Here is a 24325-nt window from a genome sequence, read left to right as displayed (position 1 = left end):
ATCGATGTCCTCCGCGGCACCGGTGCGCAACCCGGTCGAAAAACGCATGGCCCGGCTCCACGACCTGTGGTGGGAGCGCACCGACGATGCCTCGCTGCGCGCGGTCGTGCTGCGGCTGCCGCCCGACTCGCAGCGCATGCTCGACGCCTTCTTCGCGCTGCAGATGGTGGACAGCGACTACGCCACGCCCGACCTGTTCCTGCGGCTGGACGCGGCCTACGAGACCGGCTACCGCTACAGCCGCGAGCTGCGGCAGGCCATGATCGAGACCGTCGCGCACAACCGACCGCAGCTCGCGAAGCAGGGCGTGGCCGGCCCCTGGGAAGAGGAACACGCGAGCGGCCGCGACAGTGCCGCCGGCTTCGTCGACACCGGCCTGTCGCTGGCGCGCCACCTGCGCCGCCAGCGGCTGTCGGTCGTGCTGCAACCGGGTGGCGTGAGCGACGTCGCCTGCTTCGAGCGCTGGCTCGACGCGGCCATGCAGGCGCCCGTGCCGCCGCAGGATGCCGGGCTGCTACGGCTGGTGCTGGTGGACGACAGCGACTCGCGCGCCTGGCAGCCGCTGGTGGAGCGGCACGCGGGCGTCGTGCGCGTGGTCGATGCGCCGCTCGACATCCTGGAAGCCGCGCGCGAGATCGCCGCGCAGGCCGGCGGCGGCGCCGGGGGGGCCGCGCTGTTCCGGCAGCTCCATGCCGACATGCTGATGCTGCTGCGTCGCGGCGACGCGGCCGCCGTGGAAGCGACCGCCGAGCGCGCCGCGCGGCTGGCCACGCGCAACGGCTGGTCCGACCAGCGGGCCGTGCTCGACGTGATGGTGGGCGGCGCCTGGCTGCAGGCGCGCGACTTCGCGCGCTCGGTGGCGCGCTACCGCCAGGCCCGTGCCGCGGCGGCGGAGGCCACGCAGGCCGGCAACCCGATGGGCCCGATGCTGCTGATGCAGGGCTGGATGGCCGAGGGCGGCGCATGGGCCGCGGCCGGCGACATGAAGCAGTCGGCCCAGGCCTTCGAGCAGGCGGGCGAAACGGCCCGCCGCATCCCCAACAGCCTGTTCGCGGTCGAGGGCCGGCGCGCCGCGGCCCAGGCCTGGCTCGGCGCCGGCGAACGCGACCGGGCCTGGGCCTCGGCGCTGGCCGGCGTGCGCGAGGCGCGCGCCATGGCCGACGCCGACCGGCCGAACAGCACGGTGCCGCAGCTGCTGCAGGACATGCTCGCGATGCAGGATCCCCGACGCTGCGAGCGCATCGCGCAGTGCGCCGCGGCCTACGAGCGCGAGGCGCGCGCGGCCCTGGTCGAGGCCGATCTCGCGGGCCACCGGCTCGGCCCCCACCCGCCGCCGGCCGCGATCGCGGCGATCGAAGCGCAACTGGTGCAGCGCTACGAGCTGCTGTTCCAGGGCCAGCTGCGCGAGCGCGAGCAACTGGTGCAGGGTGGCGAGGAGGTGTTTCGCACCGTCGTCGCCATGGGCCGCGAGTGGCTCGACCCGGCCTGGAGCGGACTGCCGCACGTGAAGCATCCGCTGGACCTTTCGCCCGGCGAATGGCGCGAGCCGCCCGCGTTCTCGCGCCTGCCCGATCCGCAACCCTTCGTCGAGGCCGCCTGAGGCGCGCCGGCTCCTTCACGCCCCAAGGAAAGCACTTGTTCTTCGCGGCCAAGCATTTCGATCCGCAGCTGGGCATCGACGCCCACACCTACCTGGCGCCGCCCGGCGTGTGGCCCACGGTGCACATCGGCATCGTGATGGACCCGTTCGACTACCTGCCGACCATCCGGGTGTCGCCCGACAACCCGATCGTCAAGGGACTGGGCGCGCTCGGCACCGCGACCGAGGCCGCCAAGAACGCCATCGGCGAAGGCACGGCGTCGCCTCGGATACCGGCGCCGCCCGGCGCGCCGCCGGACGATGGTGCGATGCCCGAGAGCATCCCGCTGCCGCTTGGCGCCACGGTCGAGGTGGCCGGCGTGCGGCGCGCCAATGCCGGCACCGGCGGCGTGGACTTTCACATCCTGGTCGGCGCGCCGATGCCGATCGTCAAGGGACCGGGCGGCCCGCAGTTCGATGACGAGCTGTTCATGGGCAGCCGCACCGTGCTGGCCGACGGCGACCCGTTCTCGCGCATCACGATGCCGGTGCTCGGCTGCAACATCGTCGGCCTGGTGCCGCCGTTTCGCCCGCGCAAGCTGGTCAAGCCCGTGCGCCTGAGCCTGATGCTGCCGACCACCTTCAACGTGGCGATCCCGCCGCAGGTGTTCGTCGGCGGGCCGCCCACCATCTCCTGGGGCGCGATGATCCAGCGCGGCCTGTTCAAGGCGCTGGGCCGCGCCTACACGCGCATCGCGCGGCGCGTGTTCAAGAACATGCCGCCGGGCTTCCTCAAGTGCCGGGTGCTGCGCGCCGAGCCCGTGGACATCCGCGACGGCAGCGTCTCGGTGACGCACGAGGACTTCCACGTTCCCGGGCGCCTGCCGCTGACCTGGAGCCGCGCCTACGCATCGCGCGACCACGACTTCGCGGGCCACTGCGGCCAGGGCTGGCAGACGCCGGCCGACCTGCGCCTCGTGGCCGAACCCGACGGCCTGCTGAGCCTGCACGGGCCGGACAGCTGCGCGCTCTTCCCCGCCCTGCCCCGGTCCGAGCGCGAACCGGTGCGCGACCTGGTGGACGGCGCACGCCTCGAGCGGCAGGGCGTGCGCCTGACGGTGCGGTTCAAGGACGGACTGCGCCTTCACTTTGACGATGCCCTCTCGCCGGCGGGCGAACTGCAGGCGGCGGCGCTACCGATCGCATGCATCGAGGATGCCTGCGGCAACGGCTGGCGCTTCGTGCGCGACGAGGACGGCGCGCTGGTGCGCATCGTCGAGAGCGGCGCGCACGGGCAGCCGGGACGCAGCATCGAAGTGCGCTCCAGTGGCGGCCGCATCGAGGCGATGGCGCTGCGCGACCCGCTCACCGGCCTGGAACATCCGCTGGTGAGCTATCGCCATGCCGGCGGCGATCTCGTGGCGGCCGTCGATGCGCTCGGCGCGGCACGGGAGTTCGCCTACCTGCAGCACCGCATGGTCCGCCACACGGATCGCCTGGGCCTGAGCTTTCACTACGCCTACGACGACCGGTGGCGGGTGGCGCATGCCTGGGGCGACGGCGGCCTGCAGGACTGCCGCTTCGCCTACGACGAGGCATTGCGGCAGACGCAGGCGACCGACTCGCTCGGTCATCTCACGGTGGTCAAGTTCGACGAATCCGGGTTGCCGCTCGCGGAGATCGACCCGCTCGACGGCGTGACCACCTTCGAATACGACGACGCGGGCCGCACCGTGGCCGTGACACGGCCCGAGGGGCTGCGCACCGCGTTCGTCTACGACGCGCACGGCAACCTGCAAAGCACGCGCTGGCCCGACGGCAGCACGATCCGCAACGAATTCGACGATGAGGACCGCGTGCTCGCGGTCGTCGACCCGAACGGGCAGCGCTGGTCGCAGGGCTACGACGAACGCGGCCTGCTGGCGAACCAGCGCGATCCTCGCGGCGCGGTCACGCGCTTCGAGCACGACGCGCACGGACAGCTCGTGCGCCATGTCGATGCGCGCGGCGCCGTCACGCAGCTCCAGTACGACCGACATGGACGGCTTCTCGTGCTGACCCATCCGCTGGGCGCGCGCACCCGCTTCGAGCACGACGTGCTGGGCCGGCTGAAGGCGCGGCAGGACGCGCTCGGGCGAACGACGCGCTACCACCACGATGCCAAGGGGCGCACGCTGCGCATCGAGCGCCCCGGGGGCGGCCATGCCGCCTGCGCCTACGACGCCGAGGATCAGTTGCTGCTCTACGTCGACGAAGCAGGCGCGCGCACGCGGATGCAGTACTTCGGGACCGGCAGCCTCGCCGCTCGCGTGCAGCCCGACGGCCAGGCGGTGCGCTACCACTACGACACCGAGGAACGGCTGGTCGGGCTGACCAACCAGCGCGGCGAGCGCTATGCGCTGCGGCGCGACGCGCTCGGCCGGATCGTCGAGGAGGTGGACTACTGGAACCAGTCGCGCCGCTATATCTACGACGGTGCGGGCCGCCTGAGCGCCACCGTCGACGCGCTGGGACAGCGCGTGGCCTTCGCGTGCGACGCGATGGGCCGCATCACGCGCAAGACCTTCGACGATCCGCTGCAGGCGGGGCGCCAGCGCCACGAGCACTTCGTCTACGACCGCCTCGGCCAGCTGGTGGAGATGCGCAACGACGCGATGCACGTGCGGCGGCGCTTCGATGCCGTTGGCAACCTGCTCGAGGAGCGCCAGGGCGGCTTCCGCGCGAACTACCGCTACGACGAGGTCGGCCATCGGATCCTGCGCGAGACGAGCGCGGGCCATCGCCTGCGCTACGCGTTCGACCTGGGCAACCAGCTGCAGGGCATGGCGATCGACGACGACCCGCTGATCGCCATGACGCGCGACGCGCTGGGCCGCACGCTGAGCGAGCGGCTGGGAACGGGGCTGGAGCGCCGCTTCGCCTACGACGAGCGCGACCTGCTGACCGCGCAGCGCCTGCTTGAGGATGCGGGCCCGGTGTTCGAGACGCGCTACGACTACGACGGCGCCGGCAACCTCGAGTGCCGCGCCGACAGCCGGCAGGGGATCGATCTCTACCGCTACGACGCGCTCGGCCAGCTGCTCGAGCATGCGGACCCGCAAGGCCGGATTCAGCGCTTCCTGCACGATCCGGCCGGCGACCGGCTGCACACACGCGTGCGGCAGACGCCGCGGGCCCGCGTGGCCGGCGGCGAGAACGATGCCGAGGCCGTGCACTGGACGCGCGAGGGCAGCCTCGACGGCACCCACTACGTGTTCGACCGCGCGGGCGACCTCGTGCAGATGCACGATGCCATGCCGGCCGGGGACGCGCTGCAGCTCGTCTGGGATGCCAACCACCGGCTGGTCGAGAGCCGCAGGGGAACGGCCGTCACCCGCTATGGCTACGACCCGGTCGGCCGGCGCGTCTTCAAGCGCGGTCCGCAGCGCACCACGTGGTTCTTCTGGGACGGGAACACCTTGCTGGGCGAACTGACCGAGGACAACGACGTGCCGCGGCCGCCGCCGGCCCTGCCGTCGAACCCCGTGTTGCAACTGGCGGGCGCGCGCCGTTCCTCGGCGCCCCCCGGAACGAACGACGCGCGCTACCTGAAGGCGCGCGAGTACGTGCACTATCCGTCCACCTTCGTGCCGCTCGCGCTCGTCGAGCGCGATGGCGACCGGAGCGCGGTCCTCCACTACCACGTCGATCCGAACGGCTGCCCGACCCGCCTCACGGACGGGCAAGGCCGCACGGTCTGGTCGGCGAGCCATGCGGCCTGGGGCGCGATCCGCGCGCTGCAGTGCGAGGAGGTCGGCAATCCGCTGCGCTTCCAAGGCCAGTACTTCGACGAGGAGACCGGGCTTCACTACAACCGCCACCGCTACTTCGATCCCCGCAGCGGCCAGTTCGTCTCGCTCGATCCGCTGCGCCTGGGCGCGGGCGAGAACCTCGTGCGCTATGCCGAGAACCCGCTGCTGGGCATCGATCCGCTGGGGCTGGTGGCCGGCGAAAGAATCCCCTATTGGGAGATCGGCGAAACGGGCCAGCACGGGCGCCCCATCCTCGCGCGCGTCACCGGCGACGACGGCAAGTTCGACCACTACGAGAACCCCGGCCATCACGATCCCAACATGCGCTCCCCCGGCCGCGGGACCGATCCCTACAACACCGGCAAGAGCGTGCTGCCCGAGAACCATCGCGAGTTGTTCGAGAGCAGCCGCTCCTACCCCGGCGATCGAAGCGTGCGCTATGCCCGCGACAGCCACGGCAACGTGCACCAGTTCCAGGACTCGGGCGCGCGGATCTTCCACTGGGCCGGTTCGGACAACGGCGTCTCGCTGCGCGGCACGGTCGACCACCTGCGCATCAATGCCGCGCGGCGCCGCTTCGCGTCGACCGTGCCCGCGTGCCGCGCCTAGCGGCGCGCCTCGAACCGACGGCTTCAAGGACAATCGCCCCATCATGCCCGCACATATCTTCGGCACCCGGGAGACCCTGCAGTTCGACATCGCGCCCAAGGACCCCGAGAGCTTCGCGATGCGCCAGGTGGACATCCACGCGGCCGGCACGCACGTGACCGCGACCGATAACGGCGTCTACGTGCCCAGCTTCCTCTTCACGCTGCACAGGACCCTGAAGAGCTTCCGCAACCCGGCCCGCTTCCAGCCCAGGGCGGACATCTTCGGCGACCGCGGACCCGTGGACATCCACCGGATACTCGCCGACGCGCCGGATCCATCGCCCGATCCCGGCGACTTGCCGGACCTCTGGGCCTTCCTCCAGTTCGGAGACGTCACGTTGCGCGTTCTGAGCTTCCTGATCCCCACCGCGCACGGCGTGTACCTGAGCTGCGAAACGCCCTCGCCGGAGACGCCGCAGCAGCCCGGGATCCGGGTCGTCGAAGTGTCGGTGGAAGCCCTGGCACGGACCATGACGCAGGCCTTCGAGGCCGTCGCCGCCGAGTACGAGGGCGACAAGTCGTCCGTGTCCTGATCCGCCCGCGGGCGTCGAGAGAAGGTCGCGGCTAGTCGATCGCGATCTTCGCGCGCGCCACCACGTCCTTCCAGCGCTCCAGCCCCTGCCGGATCGCCTGCGTGACCGCCTCGGGCTCGCTCGATCTCACCGCATAGCCCAGGCGCGCCAGCCTCGCGGCGAGATCGGCATCGAGGGCCTTGCGCGTGGCGGCGCGGATCGTTGCGAGCACGGAGGGCGGCACGCCGGCCGGCGCCAACAGGCAGTACCAGACCTCGTAGTCGACCGAGGGCCCGCCGATCTCCTTCAGCGTGGGCACCTCGGGCAGCTGCGTGCTGCGCTGCGCGCCGAACACCGCGATGCCGCGCAGCCGCCCGGCCGCGATCTGGCTCGCGACCGAGGGCGAGGTGGCGTAGACCATGTCGATCTGCCCGCCCATCGCATCGTTGACCGCCGGCGCCGTGCCCTTGTAGGGCACGTGCAGCGATTGCAGCGGCGAGATGGTCGAGAGGTACTCGCCCACCAGGTGCGGCGAGGTGCCCGCGCCCGGCGTCCCGTAGCTCAGCGAGCGCTTTTTCGACAGCGCTACCAGCTCCTCGAAATTCTTCGCGGGGAAGTCGGGCCGCACGGCCATCACCACCTGCGTGCTGCCGACCATGCTCACGGACGCGAAGTCCTTGAGCGGATCGAAGCGCGTGTTGCGGTTCACGCTCGGATTGGTCGCGAGGTAGTCGTTGGCGAACAGCAGCGTGTGGCCGTCGGCCGGCGCGCGCGCGACGAAGTCGGTGCCCATGTTGCCGCCACTGCCCGGGCGGTTGTCCACGACCACCGCGCGTCCGAGCAACTGGCCGAGCCGCTCGGCGAAGGGCCGCGCGATGGTGTCGAAGCCGCCGCCCGGCGGAAACGGGACCACCATCGATATCGGGCGCGACGGGAATTCCTCGGCAGCCCATGCGCGCGGCAGCGGCGACGCGACCAGCGCGGCACCGAGTCCCAGCACGATGCGACGGCGCCGGCCGCCGGACTGAACATCGCGCATGCTCACAGCCTCGGCAGCTCGATCTGCAGCAGCTCGCTCGCGGCATCGGCCGTCATCGCGCTCGCCGCCTCGCCGCTGTAGAGCGAAGACCGCGCTTCCCAGTCGCGCCTGCCTTCATCCGCGTGGCCCTTGCCGGCCAGCACGAAAACGATGGTGTTCGGCGGCACCTCGATGCTCCGGCCCGCCTCGAGCGCGATCAGCGACAGCACGGTCCGCGCCTCGGAGAAGCTGCCCAGGTGCTTGCGCGCCACGCCGGGCCGCTGCGCATCGCCCAGCCATTGCGCGGCGGAGGGGCGAATAAAGATCGGCTTGTCGTAGCGGCTCTCGGGGTAGCGCAGCTCGCGGCCGTTGATGTGCTCCCAGACGGCTTCGTAGGCATCCTGGTTGCGCGTGCCGCCTTCGGGCTTGTCGACCTTGTAGACGCCGGCCTCGAAGCGCCCGTTCTTCTTCAGTTCGGCGATGCCGCGCTGGAACGCCGCCTCCGACACGTAGCCGCTGCGGCTCGCGCCGCCGAACTGCAGCACCAACGTGAGCGACTCGCCCGCAATGCTCTGCGGGCCGTAGAACACACCCTCGGGAAAGTAGCCGATCATCCCCGGCCTCATGACGCCATCGCGCGCGAAGTCGGCGTCGCCCTCGAGCTGCACGCGCACCTGGTCGAAGTTGTGGCGATGGCGCGGCGAGTCGAAGTCGTTGAAGGTGTTGGAGAGCTGGAGGAAGAAGTTGCCCACGCTGCCGTCGCGGCCGGACAGCAGCGGGTGGTAGCGGAACTTGCCGCCGCGGGCATGGGTGCGCTCGATCATCGTGAGATCGCGCAGGTTCAGAATCTGCTGCATGGAAGGATGCGTCTCCTTGTTGGAATGGCCCGCATGCTGACGCAGTCCCCGCCACAAGCCCAGCGACATTAATTCACGGCAGCGTTGCCATTGCGGCAACGCTGCCCCGCGCACCATGAAACCCCGACGCCCCCTGCTCGACCACCTGAACCTCGCCACCCTGAAGCTCGTCGCGGCGATCGAGCACGAAGGCAGCCTGTCGCGCGCGGCCGCCACCCTGCACATCGTGCCCTCGGCCGCGAGCCGCCGCATCACGCAACTCGAGAACGCGATGGGCGTCGAGCTGCTGCACCGCACCGCGCGCGGCGCCGGCCTGACCGCGGCGGGCCTGTCGATCGCACGCTATGCACGCGCGATGATGGAGGACGTCGACACCCTCGATGCCGAGTTGCAGAACCTGCAGGCCGGCGTGTCGGGCCGCATCCAGCTCGTCGCCTCGATCTCGGCCATCGTGCAGCACCTGCCGCAGGACCTCGCGCTGTTCCTGCAGCAGCACCCGGGCATCAAGATCGAGCTGGCCGAACACACGAGCGCGGAGATCGTCGAACTGCTGCTGCAGCGCAAGGCCGACGTCGGCGTGTTCGTCGCCGAGGGCGACATCCCGGGCCTCAAGCTGCAGCCCTACCGCACCGAGCGGCTGGTCGTGATCCTGCCCGTGCACCACCGGCTCGCGAAGCGCAAGCGCCTGCGCTTCGAGCAACTGCTGAAGGAGGAGTGGGTGGAGCTGCCCCCCGGCACCGCGCTCGCGAGCCGCGTGGCCAGGGAGGCGCTCGCGCACGGCGTGCGGCTGCGCACGCGCATCCAGGTCAAGGGCATGGATTCGGCCAGCCGCATGGTGCAGTGCGGCCTCGGCATCGGGCTGCTGCCCCAGGCCAGCCTCGAGCAGCAGGCGAAGTTTCCGAACCTGGCCTTCGTGCCGCTCGACGAGCCCTGGGCGCACCGGGTCAGCTACCTGGCCGTGCCCGCGCTGGCCGAGCCGGCGCCGGCGAGCCGGATGCTGTTGCAGGCGTTGATGGGGCTTTGAGCGGTTCCGGGGCGAGCCCCGGTCTCAGCGCGGCGCCTGTATCAACGGATCGAGCGCCGCCCGGATCCGCCGCACCGCCAGTTCGCTCGCCAGCGTCTGCGGCCCGCGCCCGTAGGTGCCCGCGAGCCGGATCAGCCGCAGCTGCTCGCGCTGCAGCCGCGTCTTGAGCCGCCGCGCCCTGGCGCCGAAGGCCCGGCCCATCTCGCGGCGCACGCGCCAGCGTGCCAACGGCTGGCCCAGGCGCACCCATTCGTCGTCGCGGATCAGTTCGCGCTCGGGCACGAAGTAGGCCGCGAGCGCGTGCAGGTAGGCGCCGTTCTCGCGCGCGGCCTCGCGCCAGAACAGCCAGGCCGCGATCAGCACCGGGATGCCCTTGACCAGCAGCAGCAACGCCATCTCGCCATAGCCGCCGTCGAAGTAGTCCTCGAGCAGCGGCGAGTTCCAGACGAAGTGCATGGCCCAGGCCAGCACGAAGCACAGCACGGCGGCGCCGATGCGCGTGACCAGCCGCCGCTCGGGATGCAGCAGGAACCACGCGACGCCGAAGGACGCGATGGCGGTGTAGGCCGCGTGGCTCCACAGCCCGCTCATGAGTCCGCGCGTGAGCAGGTTCAGCAGCACGGGGTAGACCTGGTTCTCGAGCGGGAAGCGCATCGACGCGTTGACGGTGTAGGTCAGGTTCTCGACCACCTGGAAACCGAGCCCCGCCATGGCGCCGACGATGAGCACCGACAGGTAGGTCTGGAACTGGTTGCGCGCCACCAGCACCAGCAGCACCACGCCCGCGAGCTTGAGGAATTCCTCGGTGATCGGTCCCGCGACCGCGGGCCCCCAGGCCGCCACGAATTCGGGCGAGATCAGCTTGGCGCACAGGCTCTGGATCGCGATGTTGGCCGGCGCGGCGAAGTACACGGCGCCCATGCCGCCCCAGGCGAAGGCCAGCACGAAGGCCTCGGGCGGATGCTGCTCGAGCAGGTCGAGCGTGCGGAACACCAGCAGGAAGGCCAGCGTGTAGAGACCCCACACCACGAGCCCGAGGAAGGCCGTGATGGGCACCACGCGAAAGCCCATCGAGAACATCTGCGCGGTGTAGAACAGGCCGTTGACTATCAGCGCGCTCAGCAGCCAGAAGGCGGCGCGGCGCGGCTGGAAGAAGGAGTCGGTGCCGACCGGCCACGGCGACTCGTCGCTGTCGAAGGCGGTGGTGGTGATGGTGGTGTCGTGGCTCACAGCGGCGCCTCCAGGTCCATCGACTCGAGCATGCTGCGCGCGTCGGCCATGGCTTCGTCGAGGCCGTCGCTGCCGCCGTAGACGTCGATCTGCACCAGCGACTTGCGGCGCTGGTCCACCACCTGCCAGAAGCGGCCGGCGATCTTGCTGCCGTAGTAGGCGAAGGTCTTGCCCTGCAGGCCCCACATGGTGACGAAGTCGGACACGTCGCCCTCGATGCTCAGGCCCTGGCCGCGCTCCATCAGCCGCTGCTGCCGCACCAGCGGACCGTCGGGCCCGCCGGCCCAGGGCAGCGTGGTCACGAGGAACTTGTGGTTGCCCTTGAACAGCATCAGCGAACGGCCGGCCTTGGAGCGCGCCACGTCCATCTGCCAGCCGCGCGCGGGCTCGAAGCGCGCATGGCCGACCGACACGGTCTCGCCGGCCGGCAGCGGGCGCGCGCCGGGCGTGTGGCGGTCCCAGAAGATCAGGCCGCCGACATAGGCGGCGATGGCGAGGAAGACCGCGAGGGCGCCCGGCCAGGTGCGGTAGGGGATGCGGCGGGAGGGCTCGTGCATGGGGGCGATGGTGCCATGGCGCGGCACGAGCGATCCCGCCCTCGCACGGTGCGCGCGAGCGTCTTCGACGCCGCGTGTTCGATGCGAACTTTTCACTTCGGCGTCAGTGTGCGGTCAGTCGTCCTATGTCATGCATCTGCCACCGGGAGGTCATACGACCCCCGCATGATCCGCCCCGCGCCCGCCGGCCCCTTCACTGGGGCGGCGGGCGTTTCGTCACTTCTTTCGCGGATCTTTTTTCATGATTTTTTCCTTCCCTCGCACCGCGCGCGCGACCTCGACGCTCGCCGTCGCCGTCGCCGCGGCCGTGCTGCTGCTGTCCGCCTGCGGCGGCAGCGACAACCAGAACGCCGGCTTCCTCCCGCTGCCGCCCTCTGGCTCCAACCCCGGCCAGACCACGCCGCCGCCGGCCGAGTCCGCACCGCCGGTGCAGGTCGCGTTCATGCCCGACATCCACTTCCACGACGTCTACGCCAACTTCAAGGACGGTTCGTTCCCCGGCGTGTTCAATCCGAAGTCGGGCCGCAACGCGACGATCCGCCTGATGCACGCGCAGATGACCTCGACGCGCCTGTTCAACGAGAACTACTTCGCCTTCATCACCGCGCTCGACGACGCGGTGGCGCGCGGCGTGAAGCTGATCGCGCTGCCCGGCGACTTCTCGGACGACGGACAACCGGTGCACATGCGCGGCCTGAAGAAGGTGCTGGACGACTACGCGAACAAGCACGGCATCCAGTTCTTCGCGGCGCCCGGCAACCACGACCCGAACAAGCCGCTCGAGCGCGCGGGCGGCAAGGCCGATTACCTGGGCATCGACCCCACGACCAACCGTGTCGGCGCGCCCCAGCCGATCTACAGCCGCGGCGGCAACGGCGATTGCGCGGCGTCCAACTACAGCGGCGAATGGGCCAAGGTCAACAGCAGCTACTGCACCGAGGAAGTCAAGGAACAGGGCTACGCGGGCATTACCGAGGCGCTCGACCAGCACGGCCTGATGCCCAAGGCCGGCTATCGCTATTTCGAGACGCCCTACAGCAGCTACAGCTACCAGAACTACGACTTCGCGAAGGCGAAGGAACAGGCGGCCTGGAGCAGGCGCAGCTTCGAGATCTGCGCGCAGGGCGCGGGCGGCACCTACAAGAAGGACGGCTACACCTTCTGCCATGACGTGCCCGACACCAGCTACCTGGTCGAGCCGGTCGAAGGCCTGTGGCTCGTTGGCATCGACGCCAACGTCTACGTGCCCACCGGCACCGGCCCCAACGACTTCAACGGCTCGGGCGACGCCGGCTACAACAAGATGCTGACGCACAAGCCGCACGTGATCGCGTGGCTCAAGGACGTGGTGGCACGCGGCAAGAAGCAGGGCAAGCAGGTCGTGGCCTTCAGCCATTTCCCGATGAGCGAGTTCTTCAACGGCGCCTCCGACGACATCATCGCGCTGCTCGGCGCGGGCAAGATGCAGATGGTGCGCCGCCCCACCGAGGACGTGACCAAGGCACTGGCCGACACCGGCCTGCAGGTGCACGTGGGCGGCCACATGCACTTCAACGACACGGCCGTGCGCAACTACGAGGACGGCCATGGCCTGGTGAACATCCAGGCACCGTCGATGGCGGCCTACGTGCCGGCCTACAAGCTCCTGACCTTCAAGGACGCGACGCACATCGACGTGCAGACCGTGCGCCTGGACAACGTGGCGCGCTTCGACGAGCTGTTCGACCTCTACCGCGAGGAACACCGCTTCTTCACGGACTTCCCGAACCGGCTGCCGGGCGGCAGCAACGGCGTGCTGTGGGACAAGACGGTGCTCGACGCGAAGAACTACGGCGAGTTCAACACGCGCTACATGTCGGAGCTGGTGCGCCTGCGGCTGCTCAACGACGACTGGCGCTGCGAGATGCGCGAGCTGGTGAAGAGCCCGATCTACGGTTCCGACCTGCTGGTGCTGTCGCAGCTGCAGACCAAGGTCACGCTCAAGCAGCTGGGCAACACCGGCAACCGCGGCCTGCTGAGCAGCGCCTTCTTCTCGTGCCTGGGCGACGCCGGCGGCGACGGCAGCGCGCAGCAGGCGGCCTATGCCAAGGACTACGCCGATGCCGAAGCAAAAGCGCGCGCGCTCGCGGGCGCCAGCGGCATGCGGCTGGAGGACTTCAACCAGTGGAAGGCGATCGACCTCGCGGGCGACTTCGTGCGCCTGGCCAATGCCGGCGACCTCGCGTTCGCCGACATCCCGGCCGACCGCGCGCGCCAGTACAAGCTGATCGCCCAGGCCCTCGAAGGCACCAGCGCCACGCTGGCGCTCAACGGCAGCCAGCAGGTGATGAACGACAACCCGGCCCATGCCGTGTTCCAGGCGCGCTTCAAGCCGCTGATGCAGATCCTGCTGAAGCTCGCCAAGGGCGCGCCCACGCAGCACTTCACGATCGACCTGCAGACCAACAAGCTGACCGACATGACGTCGGCACCGGCGCCCTTCTGAATCGCAGCGAAGACCCAGACATGACATCGAAGAACAACATCCAGCGCCGCGGCCTGCTGCTCGGCGCGGGCGGCGCGCTGCTGGCCGGTTGCGGCGGCGGCGGAAGCAGCGGCGGCTTCCCCTTCGTGCCGGCACCCGCGCCGGCCCCTGCTCCCGCACCGGCGCCCGCGCCGGTGGCCGAACCCGAGGTCACGTCCCCGACGCTGACCGGCCGCGCCGTGCTGCCGGCCGACAGCTACGTGGCCGGCCCGACCTCGGGCCAGTTCATCTCGGGCGGCGACTACACGCGCGCCAGGGACACCTACGGCTACACCCTGCCCTTCCAGGGCAAGCAGCCGATGCAGGGCTTCTCGGCGCTGGTGCCCAGCGGCATGCCGGGCGTCTTCTACGCGATGCAGGACAACGGCTTCGGCGGCCGCGCCGCCTCGCCCGACGCCCTGCTGCACATCTACGCGGTGAAGTTCGACTGGGCCAAGGGCCAGGTGATCCCGGCCAACTTCCAGACCGGCGAGACGCTTTCGTCCTTCAGTGCGCAGAGCTATATCCGCCTGAGCGATCCCTACCGCAACCTCGGCTATCCGGCCGTGGCCGACATGGTCAACTACCCGGGCAGCTCGGTGTCGCCGGCCGGCCAGACGCTGGCCGTGGACCCGGCGATCGTCTCGGGCCGCCTGCTGACCGGCTACGACATCGACCCCGAGTCGCTGCAGATCGATGCGCAGGGCAACTTCTGGATCGGCGACGAGTTCGGTCCCTTCCTGCTGAAGTTCGACCGCCAGGGCCGCCTCGTCGCGCGCGAGGTGCAGATGCCCAACCTCGCGAAGATCGGCGGCAATCCACTGGTGCAGACGCCGAACAACCCGTACATCCAGTCGAACACCTCGGTGGCCAACCTCGGCGGTTCGGGCGGCCTGGAAAGCATGGCGATCAACGCCAGCCGCACCAAGCTCTATGCGATGTACGAGAAGGAGATGAACGGCGACAACGCGCAGCGCCGCATCATCAGCGTGTTCGACCTGGCCTCGCAGAACTTCGAGCCGCGCGTCTACGCCTACAAGGTCAGCACCGGCCAGCGCATCAACGGCGACGGCAACCTCGAGACCGAGGTCTACAGCGTCAACGACATGGTCGCGATCAACGACACCGAGTTCCTCGTGGTCGAGAAAGACAGCGGCGCGGGCGACGTGCGCAGCGGCAAGTTCCCGGCCTCGGGCACCTGGCGCAACGCGGCGCGCTTCAAGCGCGTCTACAGGATCGACCTCGCGCAGGTCGACAGCAGCGGCTACCTCAAGAAGGAAGAGATCGTCGACCTGATGGCGCTGAAGGACCCGAAGGGCCTGGGCGGCGACGCCACCATCGACGGCGTCTTCGCCTTCCCGATGGAGTGCGTGGAGGTGGTCACGATCGCCGACGCGCAGACGCTGATGCTGGTGAACGACAACAACTACCCCGGCGGCTCGCCCTCGCGCCTGCCGAACAAGGTGGACGGCAACGAGTTCATCCGCATCCGGCTGCCGAAGCCGCTGGCGCTGCCTTCCGCGAAGGCTTGAGCGCGCGCGGCGCGGGGATCGCGATGCGCCGCAGCGCCACGGCCGACACCACGGCCAGCGCCGCGATCCCCGCGGCCGCCACGGCGGACGACACGCCGAGCCCGGCCACGAAGGCGTGCCGGGCCTCGTCGAGCAGGCCCGCGGGCAGGCTTTGCGCAAGCGAGGTCGCGCTCCAGAGGCCCTCTTCCACCGCGCGGGCCGCCTGTTCGGGCAGCCCGCGCGGCAGATGCTCGGCGATGCCCGCGCGGTAAACCACGGTCGTCAGGCTGCCGAAGATCGCCACGCCGAGCGCGACCCCGAGTTCCTGCACCGTTTCCGACAGCGCCGAGGCCGAGCCCGCATGGGCGGCCGGCGCCGCGCCGATCACGAGGTCGGTGCCCAGCGCGGCCAGCGTTCCCAGTCCCAGGTAGATCAGCGCATAGCCGGCCACCGCCCAGCCCAGGCCCTGCGTCGCGGGCAGCACGGGCAGCAGCGCGAGCAGGCCGTGGCCCAGCGCCGACAGCGCGAGCGACGCGGCCATCACGAAACCCGGGCGCACGCGCCGCGCGACCAGCGGCGCGCCGATGCCGGCCACCAGCATCGCGAGCGCGGGCGGCGCCATCCACAGGCCGGCCGTCACCGGCGGCAGGCCGATCACGAGCTGCAGGTACTGCGTCACCAGCAGCAGCGCACCGCCCACGCCGGTCAGCCCGACCAGCAGCACGCCGAGCGCGACGCTGAAGCTGCGGTCGGCGAACAGCCCGATGTCGAGCAGCGGATTCGCGAGCGCGCGCTGGCGCCGCACGAACGCGATCGCGCAGGCGATGCCGAGCAGCAGCGCCAGCGTGGTGGCAATGCCCCAGCCGCTCTTCGCGCTCTGCTTGACCACGTAGACCAGCGGCAGGATCGCCGCCAGCGACAGCGCGACGCTCGCGAGGTCGAGGCGCGCGCGCCCCGGTGCGCGGTATTCGGGCAGCAGGAACGGCCCGCCGATCCACAGCAGCAGCACCACGGGAATCGCCACCAGGAAGGCCGAGCCCCACCAGAAGTGCGCGAGCAGCAGGCCGCCGACCAGCGGCCCCGCGGCCATGCCGAAGGCGAACATGGTGGCCCAGACGCCGATCGCCAGCGCGCGCTGGCGTGCATCGAGGAACATGTTGCGGATCAGCGCCAGCGTGGAGGGCATCAGCGCCGCGCCCGCGATGCCGAGCAGGGCCCGCGCGGCGATCAGCAGGTTGGCGCTGGGTGCGAAGGCGGCCAGCACCGAAGTCACGGCGAAGGCCGCGGCGCCGATCAGCAGCAGGCGGCGGCGGCCGATCGCATCGCCCAGCGCGCCCATCGTGACCAGGAAGCCCGCGATCATGAAGCCGTAGGCGTCCATGATCCACAGCGCCTGCGTGGCGCTGGGCTGCAGGTCCTCGGCCAGCTTGGGCAGCGCGAGGTAGAGCAGCGTCACGTCGAGCCCCAGCAGCATCGTAGGCAGCGCCAGCATGGCGAGGCCGGCCCATTGGGCGAGGCCCGCGCGTGCCGGCGGCGTTGTCGCAACGCTGTTGCCGTTGTGCTGTTTGAGACCGAAAGCCATGCGAACCACTCCTGAATGATGAAGGAGCGATCATTCTGGGAACGGATCGGCAACAGGACAATATTTCCTCTCATGCTATTACTGGCAGCAATACGAAGGGCGGCGTGCCATGGCGTCTAGATCGCTCGACCGCACGCGCACCGAACTCTCGGCCTTCCTGCGCGCCCATCGCGAGCGGCTCGCGCCCGCGGACGTGGGCCTGCCCAGCGGCGGGCGGCGCCGCACGCCGGGTCTGCGCCGCGAAGAGGTGGCCGCGCTCGCGGGCGTGGGCATCACCTGGTACACGTGGTTCGAGCAGGGCCGCGAGATCGGTGTCTCGGAAGCCTTCCTGCTGCGCATCGGCAAGATCCTGCGGCTCGACGATGCCGAGTGCTGCCACCTGTTCCTGCTCGCGCAGCAGCGGCCGCCCTCGGCCGAGGCCTATCACTGGCCGAGCATCCCGCCGCTGGTGCAGCGCATGATGGACGAGCTGGTCGCGCGCCCCGCTTACGTCACCAACCTGCGCTGGGACGTGGTCGCGTGGAATGCCGCCGCCGACCGGCTGTTCGGCTTCTCGGGCCGCGAGCCCGCGCAGCGCAACTTCCTGCGCCTGGCCTTCGCCGATCCCGAGCTGCGCCGCCGCTTGCCGGACTGGAAGGAGGATGCGCCGCGCCTGCTGGCCGCGTTTCGACGCGAGCTCGCGGTCGCGCCCGACGATCCTGCGATGCTGGAGCTGGTCGATCAGCTGCGGCGGCTGTCGCCCGACTTCCGACGCTGGTGGGACACGCCGCGCGATCCGCAGCCCTCGCGCGGCATCTCGGCCCTGCTGGACGAGGGCCGGCGCGTGGCCTTCGAGCACGAGGCGCTGACGGTGGACGAGTACCGCCACCTGCGCATGGTGGTGTACTTCGAGGACGGCGCCGGGCCGCTCAGCGAGACGTCGTCGCCGGCCGCGCGGGAATCCACGCCACCAGCGGCGCCAGCCAGCGCGGTCGCCAGCTCAGCGTGAAGGTCACGGCGAGCGCGGCCCCCGCGAGCGCCATGAACCAGACCAGCGAGGCCATCGAGACATGGTCGACGCGCAGGCACAGCAGCAACGACACGACCAGGCAGGCCGCGCCCAGCACGCGCAGCACGCGCGCCATGCGCACCGGGTAGGCCGTGCCGGGGCGCGCCTGCTCCCAGTGCACGTCCATCGACAGCGCGAACAGGCCCGCGCCCACGAGGTTGGCGGCCAGCGCGGCCGCGAGCATCAGGGCCTCAGACACGGGCCACCGCCGATCCGTTCGACGCCGACACGGTGGAGACGGCGGCCGCGGCCGTCTCGGCGGCTCGGCGCCGCAGCATGCGCGCCGCGATCACGGCCAGCGAGACCGCCGCGAGCACCGACAGGTCGACGCCCGCCACCGGCCAGTAGCCGCTGCCGATGGTGCGCAGCAGGTGATCGCCGGTGGTGATCCAGTTCAGCAGCACCGCCGCCACGCCCAGCAGCGCCACGGCCCAGCACTGTTCGGCCCAGGCCGGTGCGAGACGGCCGTGCGCCGTGGGCGCGGTGCGCCACAGGCCATGGAGCAGCGAGACCAGCCAGGCGCCCGCGAAGACGCCGATCTCCCAGTTGCCGCGCAGCGGCAGCTCGGCCGGCAGCAGGCGGTTGGCGACCAGCATGGAGAAGGTCGCGATCAGCAGGCCCGGCACCGTCGCGACCGCGAAGGCATCGACCCAGCGTGCGCCCTGGAGGCCCTGCTTCGCATGCTGGCGCTTGCGCTTCTCGACGAAGAAGATGAAGCCGGTGGCGATGCAGGCGCAGCCGGCCAGCCCGCCCAGCACGTAGAGCCAGCGCAGCAGCCAGTGCCTGAAGTGCTGCAGATGCAAGCCGGTGAGGAAGTCCTTGATGCCCGCGACCACCGTGGGCGCCGGGTCCTCGCGGATCACCTCGCCGGTCGCGCCGTTGAAGTGGATGCCCTCGCCCGTGAGCGTGACCCGGTCGGTGCCCGCGCGGTAGACGCTGACGTAGGCATTGGCATCGTTCACGTGCTGCACGTTGAGCATGCCCACTTCGCCCGCCATGCCGCGGCTGGCCCAGCGGCGCTGGGCCTCGGCCACCATCGCGTCGACCGAAGCCAGCGTGCCCGGCGTGCCCGCGCGGTCGTGCGGCAGGCCGGTCTCCTGGGCCTCGAGCTTCTCGTGCAACTCATGCAGCGGCTCGAGCTGGGTGTGGCTCACGGGGAAATAGACGCCCGCGAACACCACCAGCCCCGACAGCGCGAAGATGAAATGGAAGGGCAGCGCGACCACGCCCGTGAGGTTGTGCAGGTCGAGCGCGCTGCGCTGCACGTGCTTGGCCGGACGGAAGGTGAACAGCTCGCGGAAGATCTTGCGGTGCATCACCACGCCGCTCACCAGCGCGATCAGCATCACCAGCGCCGCGAAGCCGACGATCCAGGTGCCGAGGTTCAGCCAGTTGATATGCAGGCTGTAGTGCAGCGGGTAGAAGAAATCGCTGCCGATCTTCAGCCGGTCTTCCGACAGTGTCTTGCCGGTGCGTGGATCGATGGTGGCGTTGCCCCAGACCCCGTCTTCGGGCTCCTTGGCGTTGGGCAGGATGAAGCCCGAATAGATGCTCAGCACCGGGTCGCGGTGCGTGGTGTAGGCCAGCCACTGCTTGGGCTCGAAGCTCGTCGCCATCGGGCCGTTCACGCGCGAGCGCGCTTCCTCGACGTTGGCGGGGGTGGGCTTCGCCTCCTTGAACAGCGGCAGCAGCACCTGGTCGAACGAGGGCATGCGCTGCGGCTCGAAGCGCGTCTCGGGGATCGCCCAGCGGTCGATCTCGCGGTCGAACACCGACAGCGAGCCGAAGAAGAACACGACCATCAGCACGAAGCCGAGCACCAGCCCGAACCAGGTGTGGAGCCAGGCCATCGAGAGGCGGAAGTTCTGGAACACGGAAGTCTCTCCTCGCGGGAATGGTTCGATTCGGGTCGGGTCAGAGCAGCGCGCGCTGCACGAGCGATGCCGCCGCCGTCATCGACAGGCCGCCGCCGGCCAGCACCAGCCACACGCGCTTGACGTTGGCGGCCGAGAACGCCCAGAGGAACGCGACCAGGAACACCAGGAAGGCCAGCATGCTGGCGAGCGACTCGGCGTCGTGGAACGGCATGCCCGCGGCGAACAGCAGGCCGATGCCGAGCGCGACGAAGCCCCAGGAGAACGCATAGCCGCCGAGCACGGCGGCGCCGATGCGGGAGACGATCTGCAGGGCGGGGACAGCGTTCTGGGCCATGGCTTTCTTCGACGGGATGGACGACGGAGGCAGGCGTGGCACCTTGCCGTACCTGGAGGCCGGAGACCGGTCACTCGAGGCAATTGATAGTCGTTCTCATTCTATCAAGGGGACTCTTGCCAACCTGAAGAACTGAAGGGACTCTTCCTTTTCGCCGTGGTCAACCTACGACCTGGAAGAAAAGGTGGAAGAGCCTGTTCCACGGCGCCGCCCCCTCGCTCCGTCGACTCGACCCGAACCAGTCGGGCGCAAATTGCATGAAGTATTCGGGGGGTTGAACGGCGTATGCAGTTCTCCGCAAGGCCGCATCGACCCGGCTTTGCAACGAGTGCGGCCGCACCGCGTCGAGAGAGGAGATGTCTTGCAGATCGAGCCCTCCGAGGTGACGTGAACTGGACGTCCCGTCCGATCGCAAGGTCTCGCCCCAGGAAGACATGCCCAAGGCGGCAATGGGGGCCAGATGATGGAAGTAGATCAACAGGCTCGGAAAGCTTCTGTGCAACGAACCTTCGGGGTCCTGGCCTCGCACGGCTTGCGCCGGATCGTAGACGTACACCGCGCAGAAATTGCTGTAGCTGCCTTGCTCCGTCCGAGTCGCGAGATTGGGCAGATCCTCGAGCGCAACCGAAAAATCCTTGACTGCTTGATGGCAGCGAACTTCGTCGCATGGCGTGCAGTGCGCATCCCCATCGGCGATTTTTCTAAGCGTTTGCTCATCGAACACTCATGAACCTCCATCAGATGCATGAATCCTATGCTGTGTCTCCCGGGCTTCTCGAAAACACGAACCGGAAGAGTGGATCCCCACGCGGATGCCAGAAAGCCGCCCGCTTCCAAAGCCCCCAGCACTTCCGCCCACGGCGGCCTCGCGATCCTCACACAGCGCCCGGCGATCAGATCCCCAACTGCGTCAACGCCCAAGCCACCATCGCCAACTGCGCCACGTTGATCAGCATCCCCGCAATGTGCAGCCGGCGGAACTCGAGGATCGATGCATTGGCCTCGGGAATCGAGCCACGCAGCGCGTCCATGCGCGGGATGATGAACCAGCCGCGCAGGGCGAAGGCCAGCGCGCCGATGAGCGCCGCGCCCAGTGCGAAGACGAACTTGCCTGACCAGACATAACTGAGCGCCGCGGCAGCCGCCGTCAGGGTCACGGCGACGTAATAGACGTTGAACAGGCCGCGGATGAAGCGCGCATCGAGCGGAGTGTCGTGCTTGAGCACGAGCAGCGGCAGCGAGCCCATCATGAAGAAGCCCATCCAAACCAGCAGGACGACGGTGGCAGCGAGCGCAACGACGATGGGAAGCATGGCGATCCTCCGCGCGGTCTCGCGGCGGGTGCCGGGGCCGAGGCGCCGAATGTATCCGTTCGCTTCGCCGTTGCGTAGAGGTTCACCCCCTGCTCAGGCCGTCATCCCCCCATCCACGTTGTAAACCCCGCCCGTCACGAAGCTCGCCTGGGGCCCCAGCAGCCAGAACACCAGGTTCGCCACCTCCTGCGCGCTCGCCGCGCGCTTGAGCGGCTGGTTCAGGAAGTGCTGCTTCAGCGCGGCCTCGGCCTGCGCCTCGGTGCGGCCGTCGACGAGGAAGGTGCTGCGCAACAGCGGCGTGTCGATCGGTCCCGGGCAGATGGCGTTGATGCGGATGCCGAGCGGCGCGAACTCGAGCGCCGCCTGCTGCGTCATGCGGATCACCGCGGCCTTGGAAGCGCCGTAGACGCCGAGCCCGGCCTCGGCGCGGCTGCTGCGCTGGCCCGACACCGAGGCAGTGTTGACCATGGTGCCGCCGCCCTGGTCGCGCATCGCGCGCGCCACGGCCTGCATGCCGAGCAGCACGCCGCGCACGTTGACCGCGAAGATGCGCTCGAAGTCCTGCATGCGGAACTCGAGCAGCGAGGATTGCGGGCCGACGATGGCGGCGTTGTTGTGGAACAGGTCGATGCGGCCGAACTTGCTCAGTGCGGCATCGACATAGCGCCGCACGTCGGCCTCCTGCGCGACATCGGCCGCGACACCGATCGCATCGCGCGCATCGAGCCCCTCGAGCGCGCGGTCCAGCGCGGCCTCGTCGCGGTCCACGATGGCGACGCGCGCGCCGGCCTCGAGCAGCTGCCGCGCGAGCGCCAGCCCCACGCCGCTGGCACCGCCGGTGACGACCGCCACCTGGCCTTCGAACACGGGCGCGCTCATCGCAGCGTGACCTCCAGCGCGCTCGGCGCGCGAAACACGAAGGTATGCAGATGCGTCGCGCGGTCGGGCTCGACCAGCCGCATGCGCGGGAAGCGCTTGGCGAACTCCTCGAACACGATCTTCATCTCGAGCCGCGCGAGCGGCGCGCCCAGGCAGAAGTGCACGCCGTTGCCGAAGGTGAGCTGCTTGCGCGCATTGGCGCGGCGGATGTCGAAGCGCTGCGGGTTCTCGAACACCTCCTCGTCGCGGTTGGCCGAGGCGAAGGACAGCACGATGGGCGCGCCCTTGGGGATCGTCACGCCGCGGAACTCCACGTCCTCGAGCGCGATACGGCGCCAGCCGATCACTGCCCCCGCATAGCGCATGCCCTCCTCCACCGTGTTGGCCGCGAGCGAGGGATCGGCGCACAGCGCTTCCCACTGCTCGCGGTTCTCGAGCAGGCTGCGGAAGGTGTTGGTGAGCTGGTTGGTGGTGGTCTCGTGGCCCGCGAAGGCAACGCCGAAGGTGTGGGTGATGATCTCGGGAATGGTCATCACGGCGTCGTCGCCATTGCGGATCTCGAGCATGCGGCTGGTGAAGTCGTCCTGCGGATGCTTCTCGCGCTCGCGGACCATCTCGGTGCAGTACTGCCAGAACGCCACCATGTTGCGCGCGCCCTCGAGCTGCTCGGCATGGGTGGCGGGGCTGAAGTCGATCACGCTGCGCGCGCCGGCCCAGTGCTTGACGTTCGGAATGTCCGAGTCGGGAATGCCCAGCACCTTGAACACCACCTGCGCCGGCAGTTCGTAGTTGACCTCGCGCAGCAGGTCGACGGCATCCCTGCCCTCGACGCGGTCGATGGCCTCGTTCACGAGCCGGCGGATGTGGCCGTCAAGCTTGACGAACTCGCGCAGGTTCAGCACCTGGCCGGTCACGCCGCGGATGCGCTTGTGCACCGCGCCGTCGAGGCTCGAATGGCTGCCGGTCTGCGCATAGCCGCCCTCCTTGAGGATCGCCTGCGCATCCGGATGCATCGGCGTCACGGGCCGCGTGGTGTTCTGCGACGAGAAGCGCGCGCCGTCGTGCAGCACGCTGTAGACGTCGGCGTGTTTGGTGAGCACCCAGTAGCCGATCTCCTCGCACCAGAACACGGGCTCGTCGCGCCGCTGGGTCTCGAAGGCCGCATGCAGCTCGGGGCTGAAATAGGGCTTGAAGTCGGCGGACGGCGAAGCCCCCGCATGAAAGGGGCAACCGGCAATGGCATTCATCGGGAAGTCTCCTGGCGTGGGTGTTTGTTCTTGGAAGCGGAAGCAGTCAGCGCATCAACATGCCGCCGTTGACGTCGATCGTGGCGCCCGTCACGAAGCCGGCACCGGGCGACACGAGGTAGGACACCGCGGCCGCGATCTCATCGGGCGTGCCGATGCGGCCCAGCGGCACGGCCGCGGTGCCAAGGTACTTCTGGCCGCGCTGCGCCTCGGGCACGGTCTGGTGCAGCATCGGCGTGTCGATCGGTCCCGGCGCCACGGTGTTGACCGTGATGCCCAGCGCGGCGGCCTCGCGCGCCACCACCTTCGACAGCGCGAGCACCGCGCCCTTCGAGGCGCTGTAGGCCGCGCCGCTCTGCATGCCGCCCATCTGCCCCGCGAGCGAGGCGACGGTGACGATGCGGCCATGCTCGATCGCCTGGCCGCCGCAGCGGCGCAGCATCTCGCGCACGCAGAGGAAGGTGCCGAGCGCGTTCACGCGCAGCACGGTGTCCCACTCATGCAGCGTGATGTCGACCGTGGGCAAGCGCCCCGGCGCGGGCTGCGTGCTGAGGATGCCCGCGAAGCAGGCCAGCACGGCCACGCTGCCGAGCTTCTCCTGCACCGTGTCGAAGGCGGCGCGCACGCTGTCCTCGTCGGCCACGTTGCAGCCCAGGCCGATATGGCCCTCGCCCGGCAAGGCGGCGGCGGCACGCTCGGCGGCCTCCGCATGCAGGTCGGCCACGGCAACGGTCAGGCCGTCCTCGGCCAACCGCCGGGCGCTGGCCAGCCCCAGCCCGCCAGCGGCGCCGGTGATGAGTGCGATGCGCATGA

Annotated in this window: 20 protein-coding genes; 7 read left to right on the top strand and 13 right to left on the bottom strand. The window is 69.9% G+C overall.

Annotated features, from left to right (window positions below; all coding sequences use genetic code 11):
- Positions 1-4: 4 nt before the first annotated feature.
- The 3 genes from AC1HIL_RS39535 to AC1HIL_RS39525 are packed head-to-tail and all read left to right on the top strand — an operon-like array spanning position 5 to position 6553.
- Complete coding sequence (locus AC1HIL_RS39535; RefSeq protein ID WP_479669468.1) at positions 5-1600, top strand: hypothetical protein; 1596 nt, start codon at positions 5-7, stop codon at positions 1598-1600.
- Between the two features lie 35 nt (positions 1601-1635).
- Positions 1636-5979 (top strand): RHS repeat-associated core domain-containing protein, encoded by a 4344-nt coding sequence (locus AC1HIL_RS39530; protein WP_479669469.1) that lies wholly within the window; start codon positions 1636-1638, stop codon positions 5977-5979.
- Between the two features lie 43 nt (positions 5980-6022).
- Entirely contained in the window at positions 6023-6553 is a 531-nt protein-coding gene (locus AC1HIL_RS39525; protein ID WP_057594121.1) for a hypothetical protein, read from the top strand.
- A 31-nt stretch (positions 6554-6584) separates the two neighbouring features.
- Here AC1HIL_RS39525 and AC1HIL_RS39520 read toward each other — a convergent pair whose 3' ends face one another.
- Positions 6585-7571, bottom strand: a complete 987-nt coding sequence (locus tag AC1HIL_RS39520; protein ID WP_479669470.1) for a Bug family tripartite tricarboxylate transporter substrate binding protein — start codon at positions 7569-7571, stop codon at positions 6585-6587.
- Between the two features lie 2 nt (positions 7572-7573).
- On the bottom strand, positions 7574-8407 hold the full coding sequence (locus AC1HIL_RS39515; protein ID WP_479669472.1) for a hypothetical protein: 834 nt from the start codon (positions 8405-8407) through the stop codon (positions 7574-7576).
- Positions 8408-8522: 115 nt separating this feature from the next.
- Between AC1HIL_RS39515 and AC1HIL_RS39510 the strand changes: the two genes are divergently transcribed.
- Positions 8523-9431 (top strand): LysR family transcriptional regulator, encoded by a 909-nt coding sequence (locus AC1HIL_RS39510; protein WP_296726720.1) that lies wholly within the window; start codon positions 8523-8525, stop codon positions 9429-9431.
- 24 nt (positions 9432-9455) lie between these two features.
- On the opposite strand, the gene AC1HIL_RS39505 is transcribed toward AC1HIL_RS39510, so the two are convergent.
- Positions 9456-10661 (bottom strand): PrsW family intramembrane metalloprotease, encoded by a 1206-nt coding sequence (locus AC1HIL_RS39505; protein ID WP_261206007.1) that lies wholly within the window; start codon positions 10659-10661, stop codon positions 9456-9458.
- Complete coding sequence (locus tag AC1HIL_RS39500) at positions 10658-11218, bottom strand: hypothetical protein (protein WP_057594117.1); 561 nt, start codon at positions 11216-11218, stop codon at positions 10658-10660. The genes AC1HIL_RS39505 and AC1HIL_RS39500 overlap by 4 nt, the downstream gene beginning before the upstream one ends.
- Before the next feature lie 241 nt (positions 11219-11459).
- On the opposite strand from AC1HIL_RS39500, the gene AC1HIL_RS39495 reads away from it, so the two are divergent.
- Together AC1HIL_RS39495 and AC1HIL_RS39490 are read left to right on the top strand one after the other, a co-directional pair.
- Positions 11460-13703 (top strand): metallophosphoesterase, encoded by a 2244-nt coding sequence (locus tag AC1HIL_RS39495; protein WP_479669473.1) that lies wholly within the window; start codon positions 11460-11462, stop codon positions 13701-13703.
- A 20-nt stretch (positions 13704-13723) separates the two neighbouring features.
- A complete protein-coding gene (locus AC1HIL_RS39490; RefSeq protein ID WP_479669474.1) occupies positions 13724-15253 on the top strand; it encodes an esterase-like activity of phytase family protein in 1530 nt (509 codons plus the stop codon).
- Here the strand turns inward: AC1HIL_RS39490 and AC1HIL_RS39485 are convergent.
- Positions 15201-16814 (bottom strand): MFS transporter, encoded by a 1614-nt coding sequence (locus tag AC1HIL_RS39485; RefSeq protein ID WP_413765644.1) that lies wholly within the window; start codon positions 16812-16814, stop codon positions 15201-15203. The genes AC1HIL_RS39490 and AC1HIL_RS39485 overlap by 53 nt on opposite strands.
- Before the next feature lie 109 nt (positions 16815-16923).
- Between AC1HIL_RS39485 and AC1HIL_RS39480 the strand changes: the two genes are divergently transcribed.
- Positions 16924-17802: a helix-turn-helix transcriptional regulator gene (locus AC1HIL_RS39480; protein WP_479669475.1), complete on the top strand. Its 879-nt coding sequence runs from the start codon at positions 16924-16926 to the stop codon at positions 17800-17802.
- Here the strand turns inward: AC1HIL_RS39480 and AC1HIL_RS39475 are convergent.
- The 8 genes from AC1HIL_RS39475 to AC1HIL_RS39440 form a co-directional block, all read right to left on the bottom strand.
- Entirely contained in the window at positions 17723-18061 is a 339-nt protein-coding gene (locus AC1HIL_RS39475) for a DUF3325 domain-containing protein (protein ID WP_057598032.1), read from the bottom strand. The genes AC1HIL_RS39480 and AC1HIL_RS39475 overlap by 80 nt on opposite strands.
- Positions 18054-19736, bottom strand: a complete 1683-nt coding sequence (locus AC1HIL_RS39470) for a PepSY-associated TM helix domain-containing protein (protein WP_479669476.1) — start codon at positions 19734-19736, stop codon at positions 18054-18056. Before AC1HIL_RS39470 ends, AC1HIL_RS39475 begins: the two co-directional genes overlap by 8 nt.
- Before the next feature lie 40 nt (positions 19737-19776).
- A complete protein-coding gene (locus AC1HIL_RS39465; protein ID WP_057597325.1) occupies positions 19777-20073 on the bottom strand; it encodes a hypothetical protein in 297 nt (98 codons plus the stop codon).
- Positions 20074-20233: 160 nt separating this feature from the next.
- Positions 20234-20797, bottom strand: a complete 564-nt coding sequence (locus tag AC1HIL_RS39460; protein WP_057598034.1) for a hypothetical protein — start codon at positions 20795-20797, stop codon at positions 20234-20236.
- Positions 20798-20966: 169 nt separating this feature from the next.
- Positions 20967-21386 (bottom strand): hypothetical protein, encoded by a 420-nt coding sequence (locus AC1HIL_RS39455; RefSeq protein ID WP_057597323.1) that lies wholly within the window; start codon positions 21384-21386, stop codon positions 20967-20969.
- Between the two features lie 93 nt (positions 21387-21479).
- On the bottom strand, positions 21480-22265 hold the full coding sequence (locus tag AC1HIL_RS39450; RefSeq protein WP_057597322.1) for an SDR family NAD(P)-dependent oxidoreductase: 786 nt from the start codon (positions 22263-22265) through the stop codon (positions 21480-21482).
- Entirely contained in the window at positions 22262-23512 is a 1251-nt protein-coding gene (locus AC1HIL_RS39445; protein WP_479669477.1) for a cytochrome P450, read from the bottom strand. Before AC1HIL_RS39445 ends, AC1HIL_RS39450 begins: the two co-directional genes overlap by 4 nt.
- Before the next feature lie 46 nt (positions 23513-23558).
- Positions 23559-24323, bottom strand: coding sequence for an SDR family NAD(P)-dependent oxidoreductase (locus AC1HIL_RS39440; protein ID WP_479669478.1), 765 nt, complete (start codon positions 24321-24323; stop codon positions 23559-23561).
- Positions 24324-24325: the final 2 nt, after the last annotated feature.

The sequence above is a fragment of the Variovorax sp. ISS6 genome (assembly GCF_056523145.1).
The sequence above is the reverse complement of the archived record's forward strand: the minus strand, read 5'-3'. Positions and strand labels throughout refer to the sequence as shown.

Coding starts and splice junctions, on each gene's coding strand:
- AC1HIL_RS39500 (WP_057594117.1), bottom strand. CDS start 11,218: ATGCACGAGCCCTCCCGCCGCATCCCCTACCGCACCTGGCCGGGCGCC.
- AC1HIL_RS39515 (WP_479669472.1), bottom strand. CDS start 8,407: ATGCAGCAGATTCTGAACCTGCGCGATCTCACGATGATCGAGCGCACC.
- AC1HIL_RS39445 (WP_479669477.1), bottom strand. CDS start 23,512: ATGAATGCCATTGCCGGTTGCCCCTTTCATGCGGGGGCTTCGCCGTCC.
- AC1HIL_RS39520 (WP_479669470.1), bottom strand. CDS start 7,571: ATGCGCGATGTTCAGTCCGGCGGCCGGCGCCGTCGCATCGTGCTGGGA.
- AC1HIL_RS39510 (WP_296726720.1), top strand. CDS start 8,523: ATGAAACCCCGACGCCCCCTGCTCGACCACCTGAACCTCGCCACCCTG.
- AC1HIL_RS39440 (WP_479669478.1), bottom strand. CDS start 24,323: ATGCGCATCGCACTCATCACCGGCGCCGCTGGCGGGCTGGGGCTGGCC.
- AC1HIL_RS39490 (WP_479669474.1), top strand. CDS start 13,724: ATGACATCGAAGAACAACATCCAGCGCCGCGGCCTGCTGCTCGGCGCG.
- AC1HIL_RS39495 (WP_479669473.1), top strand. CDS start 11,460: ATGATTTTTTCCTTCCCTCGCACCGCGCGCGCGACCTCGACGCTCGCC.
- AC1HIL_RS39535 (WP_479669468.1), top strand. CDS start 5: ATGTCCTCCGCGGCACCGGTGCGCAACCCGGTCGAAAAACGCATGGCC.
- AC1HIL_RS39450 (WP_057597322.1), bottom strand. CDS start 22,265: ATGAGCGCGCCCGTGTTCGAAGGCCAGGTGGCGGTCGTCACCGGCGGT.
- AC1HIL_RS39485 (WP_413765644.1), bottom strand. CDS start 16,814: ATGGCTTTCGGTCTCAAACAGCACAACGGCAACAGCGTTGCGACAACG.
- AC1HIL_RS39465 (WP_057597325.1), bottom strand. CDS start 20,073: ATGGCCCAGAACGCTGTCCCCGCCCTGCAGATCGTCTCCCGCATCGGC.
- AC1HIL_RS39455 (WP_057597323.1), bottom strand. CDS start 21,386: ATGCTTCCCATCGTCGTTGCGCTCGCTGCCACCGTCGTCCTGCTGGTT.
- AC1HIL_RS39525 (WP_057594121.1), top strand. CDS start 6,023: ATGCCCGCACATATCTTCGGCACCCGGGAGACCCTGCAGTTCGACATC.
- AC1HIL_RS39480 (WP_479669475.1), top strand. CDS start 16,924: ATGGCGTCTAGATCGCTCGACCGCACGCGCACCGAACTCTCGGCCTTC.